Annotated in this window: 18 protein-coding genes; all 18 read left to right on the top strand. The window is 66.7% G+C overall.

Features of this window, described 5'->3' with window-relative positions:
* Positions 1-107 precede the first annotated feature (107 nt).
* Positions 108-617: a PAS domain-containing protein gene (locus AUP43_RS09200; RefSeq protein ID WP_067555556.1), complete on the top strand. Its 510-nt coding sequence runs from the start codon at positions 108-110 to the stop codon at positions 615-617.
* Positions 614-1,237, top strand: a complete 624-nt coding sequence (locus tag AUP43_RS09195) for a DUF938 domain-containing protein (protein ID WP_067555552.1) — start codon at positions 614-616, stop codon at positions 1,235-1,237. Before AUP43_RS09200 ends, AUP43_RS09195 begins: the two co-directional genes overlap by 4 nt.
* 34 nt (positions 1,238-1,271) lie before the next feature.
* Positions 1,272-2,381, top strand: coding sequence for an S-(hydroxymethyl)glutathione dehydrogenase/class III alcohol dehydrogenase (locus AUP43_RS09190; protein ID WP_067555550.1), 1,110 nt, complete (start codon positions 1,272-1,274; stop codon positions 2,379-2,381).
* Positions 2,381-3,223 carry an S-formylglutathione hydrolase gene (gene fghA / locus AUP43_RS09185; protein WP_157089294.1) on the top strand — a complete coding sequence of 281 codons (843 nt, stop codon included), beginning with the start codon at positions 2,381-2,383 and terminating at the stop codon, positions 3,221-3,223. The genes AUP43_RS09190 and fghA overlap by 1 nt, the downstream gene beginning before the upstream one ends.
* A 79-nt stretch (positions 3,224-3,302) precedes the next feature.
* Positions 3,303-4,640 (top strand): phenylacetate--CoA ligase family protein, encoded by a 1,338-nt coding sequence (locus AUP43_RS18970; protein WP_067555548.1) that lies wholly within the window; start codon positions 3,303-3,305, stop codon positions 4,638-4,640.
* Between the two features lie 32 nt (positions 4,641-4,672).
* Entirely contained in the window at positions 4,673-5,251 is a 579-nt protein-coding gene (gene aroQ / locus AUP43_RS19225; RefSeq protein ID WP_067555544.1) for a gamma subclass chorismate mutase AroQ, read from the top strand.
* A gap of 188 nt (positions 5,252-5,439) precedes the next feature.
* Positions 5,440-7,059, top strand: coding sequence for an ABC transporter substrate-binding protein (locus AUP43_RS09170; protein WP_067555541.1), 1,620 nt, complete (start codon positions 5,440-5,442; stop codon positions 7,057-7,059).
* A gap of 9 nt (positions 7,060-7,068) precedes the next feature.
* Positions 7,069-8,103, top strand: a complete 1,035-nt coding sequence (locus tag AUP43_RS09165) for an ABC transporter permease (RefSeq protein ID WP_067555537.1) — start codon at positions 7,069-7,071, stop codon at positions 8,101-8,103.
* Positions 8,104-8,106: 3 nt separating this feature from the next.
* The gene (locus tag AUP43_RS09160; protein WP_067555535.1) at positions 8,107-8,991 is read left to right on the top strand and encodes an ABC transporter permease; all 885 of its coding nucleotides are present in this window, start codon (positions 8,107-8,109) and stop codon (positions 8,989-8,991) included.
* 14 nt (positions 8,992-9,005) lie between these two features.
* Positions 9,006-10,664, top strand: coding sequence for a dipeptide ABC transporter ATP-binding protein (locus AUP43_RS09155; RefSeq protein ID WP_067555529.1), 1,659 nt, complete (start codon positions 9,006-9,008; stop codon positions 10,662-10,664).
* Positions 10,661-11,365, top strand: a complete 705-nt coding sequence (locus AUP43_RS09150; RefSeq protein WP_067555526.1) for a GntR family transcriptional regulator — start codon at positions 10,661-10,663, stop codon at positions 11,363-11,365. The genes AUP43_RS09155 and AUP43_RS09150 overlap by 4 nt, the downstream gene beginning before the upstream one ends.
* Positions 11,358-13,169 carry an allophanate hydrolase gene (gene atzF, locus AUP43_RS09145; protein ID WP_067555522.1) on the top strand — a complete coding sequence of 604 codons (1,812 nt, stop codon included), beginning with the start codon at positions 11,358-11,360 and terminating at the stop codon, positions 13,167-13,169. Before AUP43_RS09150 ends, atzF begins: the two co-directional genes overlap by 8 nt.
* Positions 13,170-13,350: 181 nt before the next feature.
* A complete protein-coding gene (locus tag AUP43_RS09140) occupies positions 13,351-14,883 on the top strand; it encodes an ABC transporter substrate-binding protein (protein ID WP_232314980.1) in 1,533 nt (510 codons plus the stop codon).
* Positions 14,884-14,983: 100 nt separating this feature from the next.
* Positions 14,984-15,901, top strand: a complete 918-nt coding sequence (locus AUP43_RS09135; protein ID WP_067555518.1) for an ABC transporter permease — start codon at positions 14,984-14,986, stop codon at positions 15,899-15,901.
* Positions 15,902-15,904: 3 nt separating this feature from the next.
* Positions 15,905-16,804, top strand: a complete 900-nt coding sequence (locus tag AUP43_RS09130; protein ID WP_067555515.1) for an ABC transporter permease — start codon at positions 15,905-15,907, stop codon at positions 16,802-16,804.
* Positions 16,805-16,808: 4 nt separating this feature from the next.
* Positions 16,809-17,822: an ABC transporter ATP-binding protein gene (locus AUP43_RS09125; RefSeq protein WP_067555511.1), complete on the top strand. Its 1,014-nt coding sequence runs from the start codon at positions 16,809-16,811 to the stop codon at positions 17,820-17,822.
* Positions 17,822-18,808, top strand: coding sequence for an ABC transporter ATP-binding protein (locus tag AUP43_RS09120; RefSeq protein ID WP_067555508.1), 987 nt, complete (start codon positions 17,822-17,824; stop codon positions 18,806-18,808). The genes AUP43_RS09125 and AUP43_RS09120 overlap by 1 nt, the downstream gene beginning before the upstream one ends.
* A gap of 97 nt (positions 18,809-18,905) precedes the next feature.
* Positions 18,906-20,615 carry a gamma-glutamyltransferase gene (gene ggt, locus AUP43_RS09115; RefSeq protein ID WP_084462676.1) on the top strand — a complete coding sequence of 570 codons (1,710 nt, stop codon included), beginning with the start codon at positions 18,906-18,908 and terminating at the stop codon, positions 20,613-20,615.
* The last annotated feature ends 1 nt before the right edge of the window (position 20,616 follow it).

The raw sequence follows: 20,616 nt of genomic DNA, 5'->3' as shown, positions 1-20,616 counted from the left end.
GCCGGCGCTTCCGCGTCGGCGGCCGTTTTCATGCCGGGAAGCGGCTTGCCGCCTGTCATGATCCGCCGCGAACTGGAACAATTCCGCCCGTAGCCAATTGTTGCTCCATGCCCGCCTGGGAGCATATCGACACCCAATCACCCGATCTGCTCGATCTCCTTGCGCGCTGGGAAGCGTTGCGGGGCGAACGGCGTTATCCCGCCCGCGCCGATATTGATCCGGCCGCGTTCAGGCCGCATCTGGGCACGGTCATGCTGATCGCGCCGCACCAGGGCGATCGGCTGCAATTCCGCTATCGCCTGATCGGCGACTTGATCGCCTCAAGGGCCGGCTACGATCTGACCGGCCGCACCTTCGACGATTTGCCCGATCCTGCCTTCCGCGATTTTTGCCAGCACCTGTTCGAGCGCGCCCTGGCGCTGGGCGAGCCGATCTCCGCCACCGGCCGGCGGTTGATTGCCGGCGAGCCGTTTTATTTCGATTCCCTGGTTCTGCCGCTGTCGACAGACGGCGTTGCGATTGACATGTTCCTGGCCAAGCTGATCTATCCTGCCGAGATGAATCCGGCCGGACCGCCCGCCGCCCCCTGGAACTGGCACAAGAAGGAATCGACATGACCGGCACGTCGGCGCCTGAATATACTCCAGCCCACGCCCCTGCCACGCTGCGCAACCGCGCGCCGCTGCTGGCGGTGCTGCGCCGCTTCCTGCCGGCCGAGGGGCTGTTGCTGGAGATCGCCAGCGGAACCGGCGAGCATGCCGCCTATATGGCCCCGCAGTTGCCGGGCCTGGAGTGGCAGCCGACCGATTACTCGCCTGACGCCCTGGCTGATATCGACGCCCATGCCCGCGCCAGCGGCTGCGCGCGCATCCGCCCGGCGCTGCGGCTGGACGTCACTGCCGATCCCTGGCCGGTGACGCGGGCCGACGCCATCTTCTGCTGCAACATGATCCATATCGCTCCCTGGGAAGCCGCCGAGGGGCTGTTCGCTGGCGCTGCCCGCCTGCTGCCGACTGGCGCGCCGCTGGTGCTCTATGGCCCGTACCGACGCGAGGGCCGGCATACAGCGGAGTCCAACGCCGCCTTCGATGCCAGCCTGCAAGCCCGCGATCCGCGCTGGGGCGTGCGCTGCCTGGAGGGCGAGGTGGTCCCGCTGGCGACGCGCAGCGGCTTCCGCCTGGAGGAGATCGCCGTGATGCCCGCGAACAACCTGACACTGCTGTTCAGGCGTGTATGATCTGCCGAAAGAATTGCCAGCCAGGAGTATCGAAATGCAAGTCCGCGCCGCCGTCGCCTTCGAGGCCAAGAAGCCGCTCAGCATCGAGACCATCCATCTCGAAGGCCCCAAGGCAGGCGAGGTGCTGGTGGAGATCAAGGCCACCGGCGTCTGCCATACCGACGCCTACACCCTGTCGGGTCTGGACAGCGAGGGCATGTTCCCCTGCATTCTGGGGCATGAGGGGGCCGGCATTGTGGTCGATATCGGGCCGGGCGTGACCAGCGTGAAGAAGGGCGACCATGTCATCCCGCTCTACACGCCGGAATGCCGGCAGTGCGAATATTGCCTCAGCCAGAAGACCAACCTGTGCCAGGCGATCCGCGAGACCCAGGGCCGCGGCGTGATGCCGGACGGCACCAGCCGATTCCGCCTCGACGGGCAGGATGTCTGGCACTATATGGGCACCTCCACCTTCTCAAACTATACGGTGCTGCCGGAGATCGCGGTGGCGAAGATCCGCGAGGACGCGCCGTTCGACAAGGTCTGCTACATCGGCTGCGGCGTAACCACGGGGGTGGGCGCGGTGATCCATACCGCCAAGGTGACGCCGGGTTCCAACGTCGTGGTGTTCGGCCTGGGCGGCATCGGCCTGAACGTCGTGCAGGGCGCGCGGCTGGCCGGGGCCGACATGATTGTCGGCGTCGACATCAACCCGAACCGCAAGGCGATGGCCGAGAAATTCGGCATGACGCATTTCGTGAACCCGAAGGAGGTCGAGGGCGATCTGGTGCCCTACCTTGTCAGCCTCACCAAGGGCGGAGCGGATTATTCCTTCGAGTGCATCGGCAACGTCACCACCATGCGCCAGGCGCTGGAGTGCTGCCACAAGGGCTGGGGCCAGTCGGTCATCATCGGCGTCGCCCCGTCCGGCACGGAGATTTCGACCCGGCCGTTCCAGCTGGTCACCGGGCGGGTGTGGAAGGGCTCGGCCTTCGGTGGTGCCCGCGGCCGCACCGACGTGCCGAAGATCGTCGACTGGTACATGGAGGGGAAGATCAATATCGATGACATGATCACCCACACCATGCCGCTGGAGAAGATCAACGACGCCTTCGACCTGATGCATGAGGGCAAGTCGATCCGCAGCGTCGTGACCTTCTGATGAGCCTGGAAATCCTGAAGAAGCATGCCTGCTTCGGCGGCGTGCAGGGCGTCTACCGCCACCCGTCGGCGGAGACCGGGACGGCGATGGATTTCGCCGTCTATCTGCCGCCCCAGGCCGAGGCGGGCGGCACGCTGCCGGTGCTGTATTTTCTCTCCGGCCTGACCTGCAACTGGGAGAATGTCACCGTGAAGGCCGGCGCGCAGCGCTACGCCGCCGAGCATGGGCTGATCCTGGTCGCGCCGGACACCAGCCCGCGCGGGCTGGACCTGCCGGGCGAGCATGACAGCTACGATTTCGGCTCCGGCGCCGGCTTCTATGTCGATGCGACGCAGGAGCCCTGGTCGCGGCACTACCGGATGTACAGCTATGTGACGCAGGAGCTGCCGGGGCTGGTCGCGGCGGAATTTCCGGTTGATACGGCACGCCAAGGCATCACCGGCCATTCCATGGGCGGGCATGGCGCGCTGGTCTGCGCGCTGCGCAATCCGGGCAAGTACCGCTCGGTCTCCGCCTTCTCGCCGATCGTCGCGCCCAGCCAAGTGCCATGGGGGCAGAAGGCGCTGGGGCAGTATCTCGGCCCGGATCGCCAGGCCTGGCGGGCCTATGACGCCACTTGCCTGGTTGAAACCACGGCCTGGGACCGGCCGATCCTGATCGATCAGGGCACGGCGGACGAATTCCTGGCCGAACAGCTCCGCCCGGAGCTGCTGGTCGGCGCGGCGGCCGCGGCCGGCATTCCGCTGAATGTCCGCCACCAGCCGGGCTACGACCATAGTTACTATTTCATCGCCAGCTTCATCGGCGATCATATCCGCCATCATGCGGAGCAGTTGAGGTAAGGGCGGCGCTGGATATCGCCGAAAATCGAGGCTGCGTTCTTCGGTTGACGCTTGCCTGCGGGCAGGCGATTGATGGCGCATGTTTCCGTCGATTCCCCATCCGGCGCTCGCGCAAATTCTGAATGTCGTCGACCAGTTCCGCCAGTTCGAGCGGCTGTCGGTTGCCGAGCAGCGCCAGCGGCAGTTGATCAATCTGCGTGGGCTGCTGCGCCATGCCTGGCGCTATTCGCCGTTCTGGCAGGCCCGCTTGCGGGCGGCGGGGTTCCAGCCGGAGGAGGGGAGCGACATGAGCGCCTTCGCCCGGCTGCCGATCCTGACCCGCGCCGAATTGCAGGAAAATGCCGAGACGATACGCGCGCACAGCCCGGAGATGACGGCGCAGACCCTCTCCACCGCCCGCAGCTCCGGCTCGACCGGCCGCCCGGTGGCCGTGGAGCGTTATAAGCCGACCTATCGGCCGCTATACCAGGCGATGTCGCTGGTGGAGAATTACTGGCATGGCCGCGACGGCAGCCAGCCGCTGGCCGTGGTGAAGGACATGCCGGACGGCACGCAGCCCCATTGGGGGCCGCTGTTCCAGATGCTGGGCAAGACCGGGCCGTCCCATATCCGTAATTTGCTGAAGCATTCGCCGGAGGATATCGCCGCCTGGCTGCAGGATCTGCGGCCGCCCTATCTGCTGACCACCCCGGCGATGGCGGCCCGGCTGGCCGAGCTGGCAGGCGGCGAGCTGTCGCTGCGCCAGATCATCACCTTCGGCGAGACGGTGACGCCGGAACTGCGCGCCCGGGCGGCGCGCGCGTTTGGCGGCGCGCGCATCGTCGACCGCTATTCCTGCGAGGAGCTGGGCTGGATTGCGCTGCAATGCCCGAAGCATGCGCATTACCATGCGCTGTCGGCCCTGCTGCTGGTCGAGATCGTGGACGATGCCGGGCGGCCCTGCGGTCCCGGCATACCGGGGCGGGTGCTGCTGACCGGCCTGCACGGTTTCGCCATGCCGCTCATCCGCTATGACATCGGCGATGTGGCGGAATGGGGCGCGCCCTGCGATTGCGGGATAAACCTGCCGGTGATCGGCCGGCTGTGGGGGCGCCAGCGCAGCTTCCTGCAACGGCCGGACGGCTCGCTCTACCTGGCCCCGCTGACCGGGGAATATTGGCGCAAGGTCGCGCCGATCCGCGAACATCGCCTGGTGCAATATGCCGATGGGCTGATCGAGGCCTTCGTGGTGCCGGAGCGGCCGCTGACCGAGGAGGAACACGCCGCCCTCCGCGCCATGTTGCATCGCGAGCTGCATTTCGCCTACGACATCATCGTCACCGAGACCGGCGGGATCGACTGGGGCGCGCAGTGGAAGCGTGTCGACGTCATACGGCTCGACCGGCTGCGCGACGCGCCCCCTGCGGCGCAGAGCTGAAGAATATCCGGAGAAAAATAAAGGAAGCCGCCATGATCGCCAGCCGACGCACCCTCCTGCGTGCCGCCCTCTATGGCCTGCCGTTCGCCACCTGCCCGGCAATTTGGGCGCACGCCGCCCCACTGACCCAGCCGGCCCCATCGCCGGAGGATGCGCCCGGCCGCCTCGCCGCCGTGCTCGACCGGCGGCTGGCCCTGGGTGTGGAAGTCGCGCGCGCCAAATGGAACAGCGGCCAGCCGATCCAGGACGTGCCGCGCGAGCAGGCGGTGATCGAGGCGACGGTGAATCGCGCCACCGCGGAAGGCATCGACCCGGCGCTGGCGCGCGCCGTCATCGTGGCGCAGATCGCCGCCAGCCGCGCCTTGCAGGAATCGCTGCATGCCGATTGGAAAGCCGCCGGCCAGGGCCGTTTCGCCGATGCGCTCGACCTCGGCCGCGATCTGCGTCCGCAATTCGATGCGCTGGGCAGCGACCTGCTGGCCGCCTTGAAGGACGCGGAACCGGCGCTGGCCACTCCCGCCGGCCGCCGCGCCATGCTGGAAGCCGGCGACCGCTTCATGGCCCTGCGCCCCGCCGCCGCCCGCGCCGCCGCGCTGGCGCCGTTCCGCTGAGATGGCCAAATCGCCTAATTTTTAATCGCTGTATAAAAAATAGGCGGTTGTTTTATTTTGAGGCGGCGAGGTGACTTAAGATCGTTTCGCATAATATATTGAAAATATTATATTTTATCCTCTCATAGAAATTGGCCCAATAAGTGCATGCACTTCGATGCAGAACAACAGTCGAAGGGGTACTGCACATGAAGCGGAGAGATTTTCTGAAGGCCGGAACGGCGACCGCGATCGGGGCGGGGATGCTGCCGTTCCTGAAGGTTCTGCCGGCCTCGGCGGCGGTGGCCGATACGCTGGTCGTGGTGACCGGCACGACGATCAACAGCCTGGACCTGCACCGCACCGGCACCAACCGGCCCAGCTATCAGGTGTCGGTCAATTGCTATGACCGGCTGCTAACCTTCGGCACCAAGACCATGCCGGACGGCACGCTGAGCTACGATTATTCCAAGCTGGAAGGCGAACTGGCGGAAAGCTGGGAGATCGCGCCCGACGGCAATTCCGTCACCTTCAAGCTGAAGGATGCGACTTTCTGGGACGGCAGCCCGGTGACGGCCGAGGATGTGAAATGGTCGCTCGACCGGGCGGTTACCGTGGGTGGCTTCCCGACCGTGCAGATGAAGGCTGGCTCGCTGGAAAAGCCGGAGCAGTTCGAGGTTATCGACGCCAAGACCTTCAAGATCAATTTCCTGCGCCAGTCGAAGCTGACGCTGCCCGACCTCGCCGTGCCGGTGCCCTTCATCATCAACTCGAAGCTCGCCAAGAAGAACGCGACCGAGAAGGACCCCTGGGCGATGGAGTATCTGCATCGCACCCCGGCCGGCTCCGGCGCGTACAAGGTGGAGCGCTGGGATTCCGGCCAACAGCTTGTCTATAGCCGCAACGATGCCTGGAAGGGCGGGCCGTTGCCGGCGGCCAAGCGCATTATCGTGCGCGAAATCCCCTCGCAATCGACCCGGCGTGCCCTGATCGAGCGCGGCGATGTGCATCTGTCGCACGATATTCCGGCGAAGGACGCCAAGGAATTGGCGGCGATGAAGAGCGTGAAGGTGGTCGGCGCGCCGATCGAGAATTGCCTGCACGTGCTCTGCACCAACTTCAATTTCGAGCCGTTCAAGGACAAGAAGGTGCGCCAGGCCGTCGCCTATGCGGTGCCCTACGCGGAAATCTTCCAGAACGCGGCCTATGAGCGCGGCGCGCAGATGTGGGGCGGCAAGAGCTTCGAGCCGTCGGATATTTCCTGGCCGCAGCCCTTCCCCTACACCACCGATTACGACAAGGCGAAGGAGCTGCTGTCGCAGACCGCCTTCAAGGACGGGTTCGAGGTGCCGCTCTCCTTCGATCTCGGCACGGCGGAATGGGGCGAGCCGACCGCGCTGCTGATCCAGGAAGGGCTGGCGAAGATCGGCATCAAGGCCAGCATCGACAAGATTCCGGGCGCCAACTGGCGCACCGTGGCGCTGGTCGAGAAGAAGCTGCCGCTGCATCTCGACAATTTCGGCGGCTGGCTGAACACGCCGGACTATTACTTCTTCTGGGCCTATGTGAAGGGCAACCTGTTCAACTCGTCCAACTATGACGATGCGGAGATGATGCAGCTGGTGAACGAGACGCTGCACATGCCGATGGACAATCCGGACTATGCCCCGAAGATCAAGCGCATGATCGCCAAGGCGTTCGAGGAAGTGCCGCGCATCCCGCTGTATCAGCCGAACCTGGATGTGGCCATGCGGCCGGGCGTCGAAGGCTACGAGGCCTGGTTCCACCGCATGCCGGATGTCCGCACGCTGACCTTCAAGACCGCGTAAGGGACCGGCATGGCTATCGCGATCCCGCCCAAGGCCCGGCTGATCGGGCGTCGCCTGCTGCAGGCGGCGCCCGCCATCGCGGGCATCGTGATCATCACCTTTCTGCTGACCCGGGCCTTGCCGGGCGACCCGGCGGTGTATTTCGCCGGGCCGGCGGCGGACGAGGCGTCGATCGCGGAAATCCGCAAGCAGCTTGGGCTGGATCGCAGCCTGCCGGTGCAGTTCCTGGCCTATCTGGGCGATCTGGCGACCGGGAATCTGGGCACCTCCATCTCCACCGGTCAGCCGGTGCTGACGGAGCTGATCACCCGGTTGCCGGCTTCGCTGGAGCTGACGCTGATAGCATTGCTGCTGTCCATTGCCGTGGCGGTGCCGCTGGGCGTGCTGGCGGCCACCCGGCCGGATAGCTGGATCGACCATCTGTGCCGCTTCGTGGTGACGGCCGGCGTGTCGCTGCCGACCTTCTTCACCGGCCTGGCGCTGGTCTATCTGTTCTACTACCTGCTGGGCTGGGCCCCGCCGCCGATGGGGCGGCTGGACATCCTCTATCTGCCGCCCGACCCGGTGACCGGCTTCTATCTGATCGACACGGTGATCGCCGGCGACCTCCAGGCGACGCTGAGCGCCCTGCAGCATCTGATCCTGCCGGCGGTGACGCTGGCGCTGTTCACCCTGGCCCCCATCGCCCGCATGACCCGCGCGGCCATGCTGCAGGTGCTGGCCAGCGACTTCATCCGCACCGCGCGGGCGGCCGGCTTGTCGCGCCGCAAGGTGTTGTTCGGCTATGCCTTCCGCAACGCCGTGCTGCCGGTCATTACCACGCTGGGCATGGTGTTCTCCTTCGCGCTGGGGGCCAACGTGCTGGTGGAGAAGGTGTTCGCCTGGCCGGGCATCGGCTCCTACGCCATCGAGGCGTTGGTGGTCTCCGACTATGCCGCCGTGCAGGGCTTCGTGCTGGCGATGGCGCTGCTGTTCGTGGCGCTGAACCTGACCATCGACATCATCTACACCCTCGTCGACCCGCGCCTGCGGCTGGAGGATTGAGCCATGGCGAGCATCGCCGACCATCCGACCCCCGCGTCGCGGCGCAACAGTTTCTGGCGGCATTTCCGCTATGTGCTGGCCAGCAACCCGGTCACCGCCGTGGCCTTCGCGCTGTTCATGATGTTCGTGACGGCCGCTTTGTTCGGCCCCTGGCTGGTGCCCTACGATCCGCTGGCGACCGACGGGGCCAGCGCCTTGCAGCCGCCCTCTTGGAGCCATTGGTTCGGCACCGACCATCTGGGCCGCGATGTGTTCTCGCGCGTCGTTGTCGCCACCCGGCTTGATCTGTCGATCTCCGTCGCCGCCGTGGCGCTGTCCTTCGCCGCCGGCTCGGCGCTGGGCTCGCTGGCCGGCTATTATGGCGGCTGGACCGACCGCGTCGTCGGGCGCTGCCTGGACACCATCATGGCCTTCCCACTGTTCGTGCTGGCGATGGGCATCGTGGCGGCGGCCGGTAACACCATCGAGAACGTGATCTACGCCACCGCGCTGATCAACCTGCCCTTCTATGCCCGCATGGCCCGCGCCGAGGTGAATGTCCGGCGCGAATCCGGCTTCGTGCAGGCGGCCAAGCTGTCGGGCAACAGCGATCTGCGGGTGCTGGCGATGCATATCTTCCCCAACTCGCTGCCGCCGATGATGGTGCAGATCTCGCTGAACATGGGCTGGGCGATCCTGAATGCCGCCGGGCTGTCCTTCATCGGCTTGGGCGTGCGCCCGCCGACGCCGGAATGGGGCATCATGGTCGCCGAAGGGGCCAATTTCATCGTGTCGGGCGAATGGTGGCTGGCGCTGTTCCCCGGGGCCGCGCTGATGCTGGCGGTGTTCACCTTCAATCTGCTGGGCGACGGTCTGCGGGACCTGGTCGACCCGCTGCGGCGCACGTAAAGGGAGGGGGCATCATGAACGCCATTCCGTTGCTCGACGTGCGCGACCTGACGGTGGAGTTCGCCACCCGGCGCGGCACGGTGAGGGCGATCGAGCGGGTGAATATCGCCGTCGGCAAGGGAGAGACGGTCGGCATCGTCGGCGAATCGGGGTCCGGCAAGTCGGTCACCTCCTACGCCGTCATGCGCATTCTGGACCGCGCCGGGCGGATCGCCGAGGGGGCCATCACCTTCGGCGGCATCGCCATCGATAAGGCGCCGGAAAAGGTGATGACCGAGCTGCGCGGCCGCGAAATGTCGATGGTGTTCCAGAACCCCCGCGCGGCGCTGAACCCGATCCGCAGTATCGGGCGGCAGATCGAGGATGTGCTGATCGAGCATGCGCTGGCCGTGCGCTCCACCGCCAAGCAGGCGGCGATCGAAAGCCTGCGCGCGGTGAAGATCGCCAATCCGGAGGAGCGCTACCACGCCTATCCGTTCGAGCTGTCCGGCGGCATGTGCCAGCGCGTGGTCATCGCCATCGCGCTCGCCTGCCGGCCGCAATTGCTGATCGCCGACGAGCCGACCACCGGCCTGGATGTGACCACGCAGAAGACGGTCATGGATCTGATGGTGGAGCTGACGCAGGCGCGCGGCATGTCGACCATCCTGATCACCCACGATCTGGGATTGGCCGCCGCCTATTGCGACCGCATCGTGGTGATGGAGAAGGGCAAGGTGGTGGAGCAGGCGCGCGCCGCCAGCCTTTTCAGCGACCCGGCGCACGCCTATACCAAGCGCCTGCTGCGGGCCACGCCGCGCCTCGATTCCAACGTCCGCGACCTGCTGCCGGAGCCGAAGCCGGCCCCGCCGCCGATGCCGCAGGGCGCGCCGCTGCTGGAGGTGCGCGACCTGGTAAAGGAATTTTCCGGCCGGCGCGGCGCTGCCGCCTTCCGCGCCGTCGACGGCATCTCCTTCACCGTGCATGAGGGCGAAAGCCTGGGGCTGGTGGGCGAGAGCGGCTGCGGCAAATCCACCACCTCGGCGATGGTCATGCGGCTGCTCGACCCGACCTCGGGGGCGATCCGCTTCGCCGGGGAGGATATCGCCGCGACGCCGGCCGCGCGCTTCGCCCGCTCGCCGCTGCGCGGCAAGCTGCAAATGGTGTTCCAGGACCCGACCGACAGCCTGAATCCGCGCTGGAGCGCCTTCGATTCCATTGCCGACCCGCTGTTCCGCCTGGGCGGCATCCGCCGCGACGCCGCGCGCGGCCGGGTGGAGGAGCTGGCGCGCCTGGTCGGCTTGCCGCAGGAATTGCTGGACCGGTTCCCGCATCAGCTCTCCGGCGGGCAGAAGGCGCGCGTCGGCATCGCGCGGGCGATCGCGCTGGACCCCAAGCTGCTGATCCTGGACGAGCCGACGGCGGCGCTGGATGTCTCGGTGCAGGCGGTGGTGCTGAATCTGCTGGCCGACCTGAAGGTCGAGCTGGGAATGAGCTATCTTTTCATCAGCCACGATCTCAACGTGGTGCGGCTGATCTGCGACCGGGTGATCGTCATGCGCCAGGGGCGTATCGTGGAGGAGGGGCAGACCGAAAGCGTGCTGCACGATCCCCAGCATCAGTATACGCGCACGCTGCTGGAGGCGATTCCGCATCCGCCGGCGATTTACCAGGGGGAGGGGCTGCCGGCATGATGCAGCAGCAAAGGCGCGCTCTGTTGCGCGCCGGCACCACGGTGGACGAGATGGTGCGCGTCCTGGCCGACGATATCCTGAAAGGACTGCTGCCGCCTGGCGAGAAGCTGGACGAGCCGAAGCTGGCGGAGCGATTCGGCGTTTCCCGCACGCCGGTGCGCGAGGCGCTGGGCCAGCTTTCCGCCATGGGGCTGGCCGAGCGCCGGCCCAATCGCGGCTGCGTCGTCGCCACCATCACCGACCACCGCCTGACCGAGATGTTCGAGGCGATGGCGGAGCTGGAGGCGGCCTGCGCGCGCCTCGCCGCGCAGCGCATGAGTGCCGGCGAGCGCCGGGCGCTGAGCGATCTGCACCAGCAATCGGCCGACCTGGTGCATAAGGGCGCGCTGGACGAGTACGCCGCCTTCAACATGCAGTTCCACAGCCTGCTCTATGAAGGCTGCCATAGCGGCTACCTGGCCGATCTGGTCTCCACCACGCGCAGCCGGGTGGCCCCGTTCCGCCGCGCGCAGTTCAACGTGCTGGGCCGCCTGCGCAAGAGCTGGGACGAGCATGACGCCATCGTCACCGCCATCCTGCGCGGCGAGGCGGAGACGGCGGACCGGGCGGCGCGCGCACATGTCATCGTGGTCAGCGCCGCCAGCGCCAGCTTCGTCAGCGACCACCGCAGCTCCACCCCGGAAGAGATGTCCGATGCTTGATTTATCCTTCGATCTGGCGGCCCTCGCCGAATTCTATGCCGGCGGCGGCGACCCCCGCGCGGTGGCGGCCGAGGCGCTGCGCCGCGCCCGCGCGCTGGAAGCCAACAATGCCTGGATATTGCTGCGCGACGAATTCGACGTGTTGGCCGATGCCGGCCGGCTCATCGGCCGCGACCCAGCCAGCCTGCCGCTCTATGGCGTGCCCTTCGCGGTGAAGGACAATATCGACGTTGCCGATCTACCGACCACCGCCGCCTGCCCGGAATTCGCCTATGTGCCGGCCGAGGACGCCGCCTCGGTCGCCGTGTTGCGGGAAGCCGGCGCCATCCTGATCGGCAAGGCTAATCTGGACCAGTTCGCCACCGGGCTGGTCGGTGCGCGCTCGCCTTATGGGCCGGGCCGTAATCCGTTCGATCCGGCCTATGTGTCCGGCGGCTCCAGCTCCGGCTCGGCCATTGCGGTGTCGGCCGGGGCGGTCAGTTTTTCGCTGGGCACCGATACGGCGGGCTCCGGCCGGGTGCCGGCGGCGTTCTGCAACATCGTCGGCTGGAAGGGCAGCCTGGGCCTGGTCAGCCCGCGCGGCGTGGTGCCGGCCTGTCGCTCGCTGGATTGCGTGACCGTGTTCGCGCTGTCCTGCGCCGATGCGGCCGCGGTCGCCGCCGTCGCCGGGCGATATGATGCGGCCGAGCCGTTCTCGCGCCAAGCTCCCGCCGCGCCGCCCGGCCTGCCGGGCTGGGGCAGCCTGCGGCTGGGTGTGCCGCGCCCGCAGGATCTCGCCTTTTTCGATAATCCGTACACGCCGGGCCTGTTCGAAGCCGCCATGCGGCGCTGCCAGGCGCTGGGGGCGACGCTGGTGGAGGTCGATCTGCAACCCTTCCTGGCCGCCGCCCGGCTGCTCTATGACGGCCCCTGGGTGGCGGAGCGCACGGCGGCGGTCGGCGCGTTCCTGGCGGAGAATCCGGTGGCCGGTCATCCGGTGGTGCGCGACATCGTCGAGGGCGGCCATCGCCATAGCGCGGTGGACGCCTTCCAGGCCAGCTATGCGCTGCGCGCCCTGGCGCGGCAGGTCGCCCCGGTGTGGGACAAGGTCGACGCCATCCTCACCCCGACCGCCGGCACGATCCACCGGATCGATGCGGTGGAGGCCGATCCGGTGCGGCTGAACAGCCAGCTTGGCTACTACACCAACTTCATGAATCTGCTGGATTACGCTGCCGTGGCGGTGCCGGCGGGTTTCCAGCCGGACGGGCTGCCCTTCGGCGTCACCCTGTTCGCCCCGGCCTTCCACGATGCGGCGCTGCTGTCGCTGGGCGGCGCGCTGCATGCCGCCGTCGGCGTGCCGATGGGCGCCACGAACCGGCCGCTGCCTGCCATGTCTGGTGCGACGGGGACGGCGCTTGCCGCCGACCGGATCGAGCTGGCGGTTTTCGGCGCGCATATGCGCGGCCTGCCCTTGAGCGGCGACCTGGCGGGGCGCGGCGGTCGGCTGATCGGCGAGATCGAGACCGCGCCGCGCTACCGGCTCTACGCGCTGGACCGGCTCGATCCGCCGCGCCCCGGCCTGCTGCGGCGGGAGAGCGGCGGCGCCGGCATCGCCGGGGAATTGTGGGAATTGCCCGCCAGCGCCCTCGGCGGCTTCATGGCCGGCATCGCCGCGCCGATGGCGATCGGCAAGGTGGAGCTGGCAGATGGGCGCTGGGTCACCGGCTTCCTGTGCGAGGCGCACGCCGCCGCTGCCGCGCCGGACATCACCGATAGCGGTGGCTGGCGGCAATGGCTGGGCCAGGTTGCGGTGGTCGGCTGACAGCCGCGCGCAAGGTGTGGGATTTCTTCTGGTCATGCCAATCCAAGCCGTTTACGCTGCCGGGCTTGTTTATCGAAGTGACAACTTCCGCCGCCGAGAACGAAGAATTCAATCGCAATGCGGCGCGCTGTCGGTACCCGGCGGCGGTGAATGGAACAACGGTTCGACAGGAGGCACGTAAGTGACCAAGGGACATATTTCCAAGATCAGATATCTGGCGCTGGCTGGCGCCGCGGCGGCCGCGCTGTGCTTCGGCGCGCCCACGGCCCAGGCGGGCAAGGCGGACGACACGCTCAATATCGCCTGGGATGTCGAGGTGCCGAACGCCAACATGTATTTCGACACTTCGCGCAATGGCGTCATCATCGCCCATCATGTCTGGGACGCGCTGGTCTGGCGCGATCCGGCGACGGGCGACTTCAAGCCGGCGCTGGCGACGGCCTGGAATGTCGTTAACGACAAGACCATCGAGCTGGAAATCCGCCAGGGCGTGAAGTTCCACAATGGCGACCCGATGACCGCCGACGATGTGGTCTACACCTACAATTACCTGGCCCAGCCGGATAACGGCATCCTGAACCGCAATTTCAGTAACTGGATCGCGAAGGCGGAGAAGGTCGGCGACAACAAGGTGCGGATCACGGCGAAGGACACCACGCCGCTGATGATGCTCTACATCACCGAGCTCGGCATCTATCCGGAGAAATACTACAAGGAAGTCGGTCCGGACGGCATGGGGCTGAAGCCGGTCGGCACCGGCCCGTACAAGATCACCGCCGTCGAGCCCGGCAAGCGCCTGGAATTCGAGGCGTTCGCGGATTACTACGACAGCCCGAAGGGCAAGCCGTCGATCAAGAAGATCGTTCAGCGCACCATCCCGGAAATGAACACCCAGGTGGTCGAGCTGGCCAGCGGCCGTCTCGACTGGATCTGGCGCGTGCCGCAGGACCAGGCCGAGCGGCTTGAGAAGTCCGGCCGGGTGCAGATCATCAACGCCGATACCTTCCGCGTCGGCTATCTGGCGCTGAATGCCGCCGGCGGTCCGGAGGATTCCCCGCTGCGCAAGCAGAAGGTGCGTCAGGCGATCAACCATGCCATCGACGTCGAGGGCATCGTGAAGAACCTGGTGCGCGGTTCCTCCCAGGTCATTCACTCGGCCTGCTATCCGGAGCAGTTCGGCTGCACCGACGATGTGAAGAAATACCCGTATGATCCGGCCAAGGCGAAGGCCCTGCTGGCCGAGGCGGGCTATCCGAACGGCTTCAACACCACGCTCTATGCCTATCGCGACCGGCCGCAGAACGAGGCGATGCTGTCCAACCTCGCCGCCGTCGGCATCAAGGCTGATCTGCGCTATGGCCAGTACGCGGCTACCCGCGATGCGCTGCGCAAGGGCGAGGTGCCCATCGCCAGCCTGACCTGGGGCTCCAACTCGGTGCCCGATGTGGACGCCATCCTGCCGATCTTCTTCGGCGGGCTGCCGGACGACCTCGCCAAGGATACCGAGGTGCAGGGCTGGCTGAAGGATGCCGCCTCCACCCTGGACCAGGACAAGCGCAAGGCGCTGTACAAGCAGGCCCTGCAGAAGATCGCCGAGCAGGCCTATTGGGTGCCGACCTTCACCTACACCACCAATTACGCCATCTCGAACACCCTGGACTTCAAGCCCACGGCCGACGAGATTCCGCGTTTCTGGACGGCTAAGTGGAAGTAACGGACTTCGGTCCGTTCGCGTAACCCACCTGGACTGAGCAAACGGGCGGCGTGCCGGCACGCCGCCCGGATCGGTTTATGGAAGGCGATTATCCGGTTTCATGCTGATCTATACATTGAAAAGACTGGTCGTCGCCCTGCTGGTGGCGCTGACCATATCGCTCATCAGCTTCGGGCTGCTGTATTTGTCCGGCGACCCGGCGACGACGATCGCCGGCGAGAGCGCCAACCAGGCCGCCATCGAGGCGATCCGCGAGCAGTACGGCTTCAACCGGCCGCTCTATGAGCAGTATTTCGCCTGGGTCGGGCGGGCGCTGCAGGGCGATTTCGGCACCAGCTTCTATTTCAAGGTGCCGGTCACCGATCTGATCTTCGAGCGGCTGCCGGTGACGCTGGGGCTGGGCCTGTCGGCCATTGCCTTCGCCATCGTGCTGTCGATCCCGCTGGGCGTGCTGGCGGCGCGCTATCCCAACAGCATCGTCGACCGGCTGGCGCTGACCATCTCGGTGATGGGCCAGGCGATGCCCAGCTTCTGGTTCGCGCTGCTGCTGATCATGGTGTTCTCCTTTATGTATCCGCTGCTGCCCTCCTCGGGCTCGGAGACATGGGTGCATTTCATCATGCCGACCGTAGTGCTGGGCTATTACGCCACGCCGGCGATCATGCGGCTGACCCGCACCGGCATGCTGGAGGTGCTGGGGGCGGATTATATCCGCACCGCCCGGGCCAAGGGGCTGCGGCCGCGCGTTGTGCTGTTCAAGCACGCGCTGCGCAACGCCATCATCCCGGTGGTCAGCCTGTCGGCCGTGCAGTTGGGATTCATGCTGGGCGGCTCCATCGTGGTGGAGACGATCTTCGCGCTGCACGGCACCGGCTACCTCGCCTGGGAGTCGATCCGGCGCTACGATTTGCCGACCGTGCAGGCGATCCTGCTGGTCTTCTCCCTGATCTATATCGTGCTGACGTTCCTGGCCGACCTGCTGAACGCCTGGCTCGATCCCCGTATTCGCGTGGGCTGACGCATGGCCGCAATCACCATTCCCGCCGCCGAGGACATTGTCGGGCCGACGCCCGGCCAGCGGCTGCGCAAACGCATCATCGGCCATCGCGGCGTGATGATCGGCGCGGTCATCCTGGCGATCATCGTGCTGATGGCGCTGCTGGCCCCGCTGCTCGCGCCGCACGATCCCTACACACAGAATCTGGGCAACCGCATCGTGCCGCCGGTCTGGACCGACGGCGGCAGCTGGGTGCATCCGCTGGGCACCGACGGGCTGGGGCGCGACTATCTGTCCCGCCTGATGTATGGCGCGCAGATCTCGCTGTTCATCGGCTTCGCCACGGCGCTGATCTCCGGCGTCATCGGCACCGTCATGGGCGTGGCCGCCGGCTATTTCGGCGGCCGGGTCGATCTGGTCGTCACCTTTCTGATCACCTGCCGCCTGTCGATGCCGGTGATCCTGGTGTCGCTGGCCGTCGTCGCCCTGGTCGGCAGCTCGCTGACGGTGGTGGTCATGGTGCTGGGCGTGCTGTTGTGGGACCGCTATGCCGTGGTCATGCGCAGCGCCACCATGCAGGTGCGCTCGCTGGATTATGTCGCCGCCGCCTCGGCCGCCGGCTGCTCGACCTGGCGCATCCTGGTCTCGGAAATCCTGCCCAACGTGATGAACCCGCTGATCGTGGTGGCGACGCTGGAAGTAGCGCATGCCGTGCTGCTGGAGGCGGCGCTCAGCTTCCTTGGCCTCGGCGTGCAGCCGCCGCTGCCCTCCTGGGGGCTGATGATCTCGGAAGGCAAGGACTACCTGCTGTTCGAGGCCTGGCTGATCACCATTCCCGGAATCTGCCTGTTTGCGTTGCTGCTGGCCATCAATCTGCTGGGCGATGGCGTGCGCGACGTGACAGCCCCCGAAAACCGGAGCTGACCCGATGGCAGCCCTTCTCGAAGTCGAAAATCTCCGCGTCGACATCCCGCTGGGCGCCGGCGATCTGCATGCCGTGCGCGGCATCAGCTTCCAGGTGGATCGCGGCGAAACGTTGTGCATCGTCGGCGAATCCGGCTGCGGCAAGTCGCTGACCTCGCTGTCGCTGATGGATCTGTTGCCGCCCAAGGCGCGGCGCAGTGCCGACCGGCTGGCTTTCGACGGCATCGATCTGGCGAAGGTCGCGCCGTCCGCCATGTCGGACATCCGCGGCAACCGGATGGCGATGATCTTCCAGGAGCCGATGACCAGCCTGAACCCGGCCTACACAATCGGAAACCAGCTGGAGGAGGCGCTGCTGCGCCACCGCAACGTCTCCGGCCGGGAAGCGCGGGAGCGCGCGGTGCACCTGCTGGAGAAGGTGGGGATCACCGGTGCGGCCAGCCGCCTCGGGCAGTATCCGCACCAGCTCTCCGGCGGGCTGCGCCAGCGCGTCATGATCGCCATGGCGCTGATGTGCGGGCCGGAGCTGATTCTGGCCGATGAGCCGACGACCGCGCTGGACGTGACCATCCAGGCGCAGATCCTGCATTTGATGATCGAGCTCCAGAAGGAGTTCGGCATGGGCATGATCCTGATCACCCACGATCTCGGCATCGTCGCCCGCGTGGCTGACAAGGTGGCGGTGATGTATGCCGGCCAGATCGTCGAGAGCGGCACGGTGAACGAGGTGTTCGAGAACCCGATGCACCCGTACACGCAAGGGCTGCTGCGCTGCATCCCCGTGCCGGGCAAGACCCGGCGCGGCGAGCCCCTGGGCTCGATCCCCGGCATCGTGCCGTCGCTGATCGGCGAGATGAAGGGCTGCGCCTTCGCCAATCGCTGCCCCTATACCTTCGAGGCCTGCCTGACCACCGACGTGCCGCTGTTCGAGACGGGGAGCAACCCCAATGCGGGCCGGGGCTATCGCTGCCTGTTGAGCGAGCAGCAATGCATCGAGAATGCCAAGGAGGTTGCGTGATGGCCGACACCACCATCCCGCCGGTGCTGGAGACCCGCGACCTCCACTGCACCTTCCAGGTGCGCCAGGGCATGTTCAAGCCGAAGAAGCCGCTGCATGCAGTGAACGGCATCTCGCTGAAGGTGCATAAGGGCGAGGTGCTGGGGCTGGTCGGCGAATCGGGCTGCGGCAAGTCGACTTTCGCACGCATCCTGCTGGGCCTGCAGAAGCCGACCCAGGGCGATGTGCTAATCGACGGGCAGGCGACCAGCGCCTTCACCCGCAAGCAGATCGCCCGGCGCATCCAGCCGATCTTCCAGGATCCCTATTCCTCGCTGAATCCGCGCAAGACCATCGGCACCATCATCACTCTGCCGCTCAGCGTGCATGGCGTCGGCGACCCCGCCTCCTGGCGCGGCACGGTGGAGCGGATGATGGATTTGTGCGGCCTGCCGAAGCGGGTCTATGACAGCTATCCCAACCAGCTTTCCGGCGGCCAGCGCCAGCGCGTCGCCATCGCCCGGGCGCTGGTGATGCAGCCGGAAGTGGTGATCTGCGACGAGCCGACCTCGGCGCTGGACGTCTCGGTGCAGTCACAGATTCTGAACCTGCTGCAGGATCTGCGCGCCGAGCTGGGGCTGACCTATGTACTGATTAGCCATAATCTCGCCGTGGTCGAACATATGGCGACCTCGGTGGCGGTGATGTATCTCGGCCGCATCGTCGAGCAGGCCGATACCGACACGCTCTACCACGCGCCCAAGCATCCCTATACCGAGGCGCTGCTGGCCTCCGTGCTGACGCCGGAGCCGGGCAAGGGCGTGCCGGATGCGCAGTTGGGCGCCACCTTCCCCAACCCGATCAACCCGCCGCCGGGCTGCACCTTTCACACGCGCTGCCCGAAGGCGATGGATGTGTGCCGCAAGGTCGCCCCGCGCCCCTTGATCGTCGATGGGGCGGAGGTGGAGTGCCATCTGCATGACGACAGCATCCGCAGCGCGGCGTAGCCGCCGTGGCTGATCAGATCGCGCGTCGCCAGGCTTCCCATTCCAGCCGCTGGTGTAGGCTCGCCACTGATTTTTCACTGCCGACGAGACGGAGACGATGGGCACTGTGACAGGCTGGCGCACCCGCGCCGGAACGGATTTCGCCTGCGAGAAGACACCGGTGACGGCCGCGCGCGGCATGGCAGTGACGAACCATCCACTGGCTTCCGCCGCGGCGGTCGAGATGCTGGCGATGGGCGGCAACGCCATCGATGCCAGCATCGCCGCCTTGTTCGCGCTGACCGTGGTGGAGCCGATGATGGTCGGTATCTATGGCGGCGGCACCGCCCTGATCCGCCTGGCCGACGGGCGCGAGACCATCATCGACGGGCTGGCGACCGCGCCGGCCGGGGCGAAGCCGGACAGCTACACACCGATCTCCGACAGCTGGCCGACCTATATGGAAACCGAGGGCCGGCGCAATCGCGTCGGCGCTTCCGCCGTGCCGGTGCCGGGCAATCTGAAGGCCTGGTGCGAGGCGCTGGAGCGCTTTGGCAATCTCACCCTGGATCAGGTGATGGAACCGGCGATCCGGCATGCCGCGCGCGGCTTCCGGGTGACGCCCTATCTGGCCGCCTGCATCGCCGAGACGGCGGAGGATCTGGCGCTCGACGAGACCATCGCGGCGATGTTCCTGCCCGGTGGCAAGCCGCTGCCGGAAGGCGCGCTGCTGGTGCAGGCCGATTACGCCGAGACATTGCGCGCCATCGCCCAGCATGGCCCCGGCCATCTCTATGGCGGCGCGCTGGGCGAGAAGGTGGCTGGCTATCTGCGCTCGGCTGGCTCCTACGTCTCGCTGGACGATTTGAAGCATTACAGCACGGTGGAGCGCACGCCGGTGCGCACGAATTATCGGGGCGTCGATATCGTCGGCGTGGCGCCGCCCTGCACCGGCGGCGTGCATATCGCGCAGATGCTGAATCTGCTGGAGGCGTTCGATGTCCGAGCCATGGGCTTCGGGACCGCCGAGACCATGCATCTGATGCTGGAGGCGTTGAAGATCGCCGCCGTCGACCGCCGCGCCACCACCGCCGACCCCGCCTTCGTCGATGTGCCGGTGGAGCGGCTGATCAGCAAGACCTATGCCGACCTGCGCCGGCCTGAGATCAGGCCGGATCGCGCCAGCGCCTATGAGGCGCGCATCCTGGAGGTGGAATCGGCGAACACCACCCATGTCACCATCGCCGATGGCGACGGCAACATCGTCACCTCGACGCAGACGCTGAACAGCCTGTTCGGCGCGCGCATCATGGTGCCGGGCACCGGCATCATCCCCACCAACTATATGTATCTGTTCGACCCGCACCCCGGCAACGCGCTGTCGCTGGAGCCCGGCAAGCGCATCACCAGCGGCATCTCGGCGACCATCGGGCTGCGGCAGGGCAAACCCTATTTTGCCGTCGGCCTGCCGGGCGCGCATCGCATCCCGTCAGCCGTGTTCCAGTTCATCGTGAACATGGTCGATCACGGCATGAGCCTGCAGGAGGCCGTGGAGGCCCCGCGCCTGTTCAGTTGGGGGCAGGAGGCGGAAATCGAGGAAGGCTTTCCCGAAACGGTGCGCGACAAGATCGTCGCGCTTGGCCACAAGGTGTTGCCGACCGGCCATGTCGCCGGCGGCATGGGCGCGATCCAGTTCAATCCGGATGGCAGCCTGACGGGCGCTTCCTGCTGGCGGGCCGATGGCACGCCAATGGGCGTCGGCGGCGGTCTGGCCCGTCGCCAGACCAGCTTCTGGGCCGATCCGACGCGCGGCCGGCTGGCCCGCTAAC

Source organism: Oceanibaculum pacificum (assembly GCF_001618175.1).
GTDB classification, from domain to species: domain Bacteria; phylum Pseudomonadota; class Alphaproteobacteria; order Oceanibaculales; family Oceanibaculaceae; genus Oceanibaculum; species Oceanibaculum pacificum.
The sequence above is the reverse complement of the archived record's forward strand: the minus strand, read 5'-3'. Positions and strand labels throughout refer to the sequence as shown.

Bases quoted from the DNA above. Each gene is read 5' to 3' on its own strand.
- ggt (WP_084462676.1), top strand. From the start codon at position 18,906: ATGGGCACTGTGACAGGCTGGCGCACCCGCGCCGGAACGGATTTCGCC.
- atzF (WP_067555522.1), top strand. From the start codon at position 11,358: ATGCTTGATTTATCCTTCGATCTGGCGGCCCTCGCCGAATTCTATGCC.
- AUP43_RS09165 (WP_067555537.1), top strand. From the start codon at position 7,069: ATGGCTATCGCGATCCCGCCCAAGGCCCGGCTGATCGGGCGTCGCCTG.
- fghA (WP_157089294.1), top strand. From the start codon at position 2,381: ATGAGCCTGGAAATCCTGAAGAAGCATGCCTGCTTCGGCGGCGTGCAG.
- AUP43_RS09200 (WP_067555556.1), top strand. From the start codon at position 108: ATGCCCGCCTGGGAGCATATCGACACCCAATCACCCGATCTGCTCGAT.
- AUP43_RS09195 (WP_067555552.1), top strand. From the start codon at position 614: ATGACCGGCACGTCGGCGCCTGAATATACTCCAGCCCACGCCCCTGCC.
- AUP43_RS09135 (WP_067555518.1), top strand. From the start codon at position 14,984: ATGCTGATCTATACATTGAAAAGACTGGTCGTCGCCCTGCTGGTGGCG.
- AUP43_RS18970 (WP_067555548.1), top strand. From the start codon at position 3,303: ATGTTTCCGTCGATTCCCCATCCGGCGCTCGCGCAAATTCTGAATGTC.
- AUP43_RS09190 (WP_067555550.1), top strand. From the start codon at position 1,272: ATGCAAGTCCGCGCCGCCGTCGCCTTCGAGGCCAAGAAGCCGCTCAGC.
- AUP43_RS09160 (WP_067555535.1), top strand. From the start codon at position 8,107: ATGGCGAGCATCGCCGACCATCCGACCCCCGCGTCGCGGCGCAACAGT.
- AUP43_RS09125 (WP_067555511.1), top strand. From the start codon at position 16,809: ATGGCAGCCCTTCTCGAAGTCGAAAATCTCCGCGTCGACATCCCGCTG.
- AUP43_RS09130 (WP_067555515.1), top strand. From the start codon at position 15,905: ATGGCCGCAATCACCATTCCCGCCGCCGAGGACATTGTCGGGCCGACG.
- AUP43_RS09155 (WP_067555529.1), top strand. From the start codon at position 9,006: ATGAACGCCATTCCGTTGCTCGACGTGCGCGACCTGACGGTGGAGTTC.
- AUP43_RS09150 (WP_067555526.1), top strand. From the start codon at position 10,661: ATGATGCAGCAGCAAAGGCGCGCTCTGTTGCGCGCCGGCACCACGGTG.
- AUP43_RS09170 (WP_067555541.1), top strand. From the start codon at position 5,440: ATGAAGCGGAGAGATTTTCTGAAGGCCGGAACGGCGACCGCGATCGGG.
- AUP43_RS09120 (WP_067555508.1), top strand. From the start codon at position 17,822: ATGGCCGACACCACCATCCCGCCGGTGCTGGAGACCCGCGACCTCCAC.
- aroQ (WP_067555544.1), top strand. From the start codon at position 4,673: ATGATCGCCAGCCGACGCACCCTCCTGCGTGCCGCCCTCTATGGCCTG.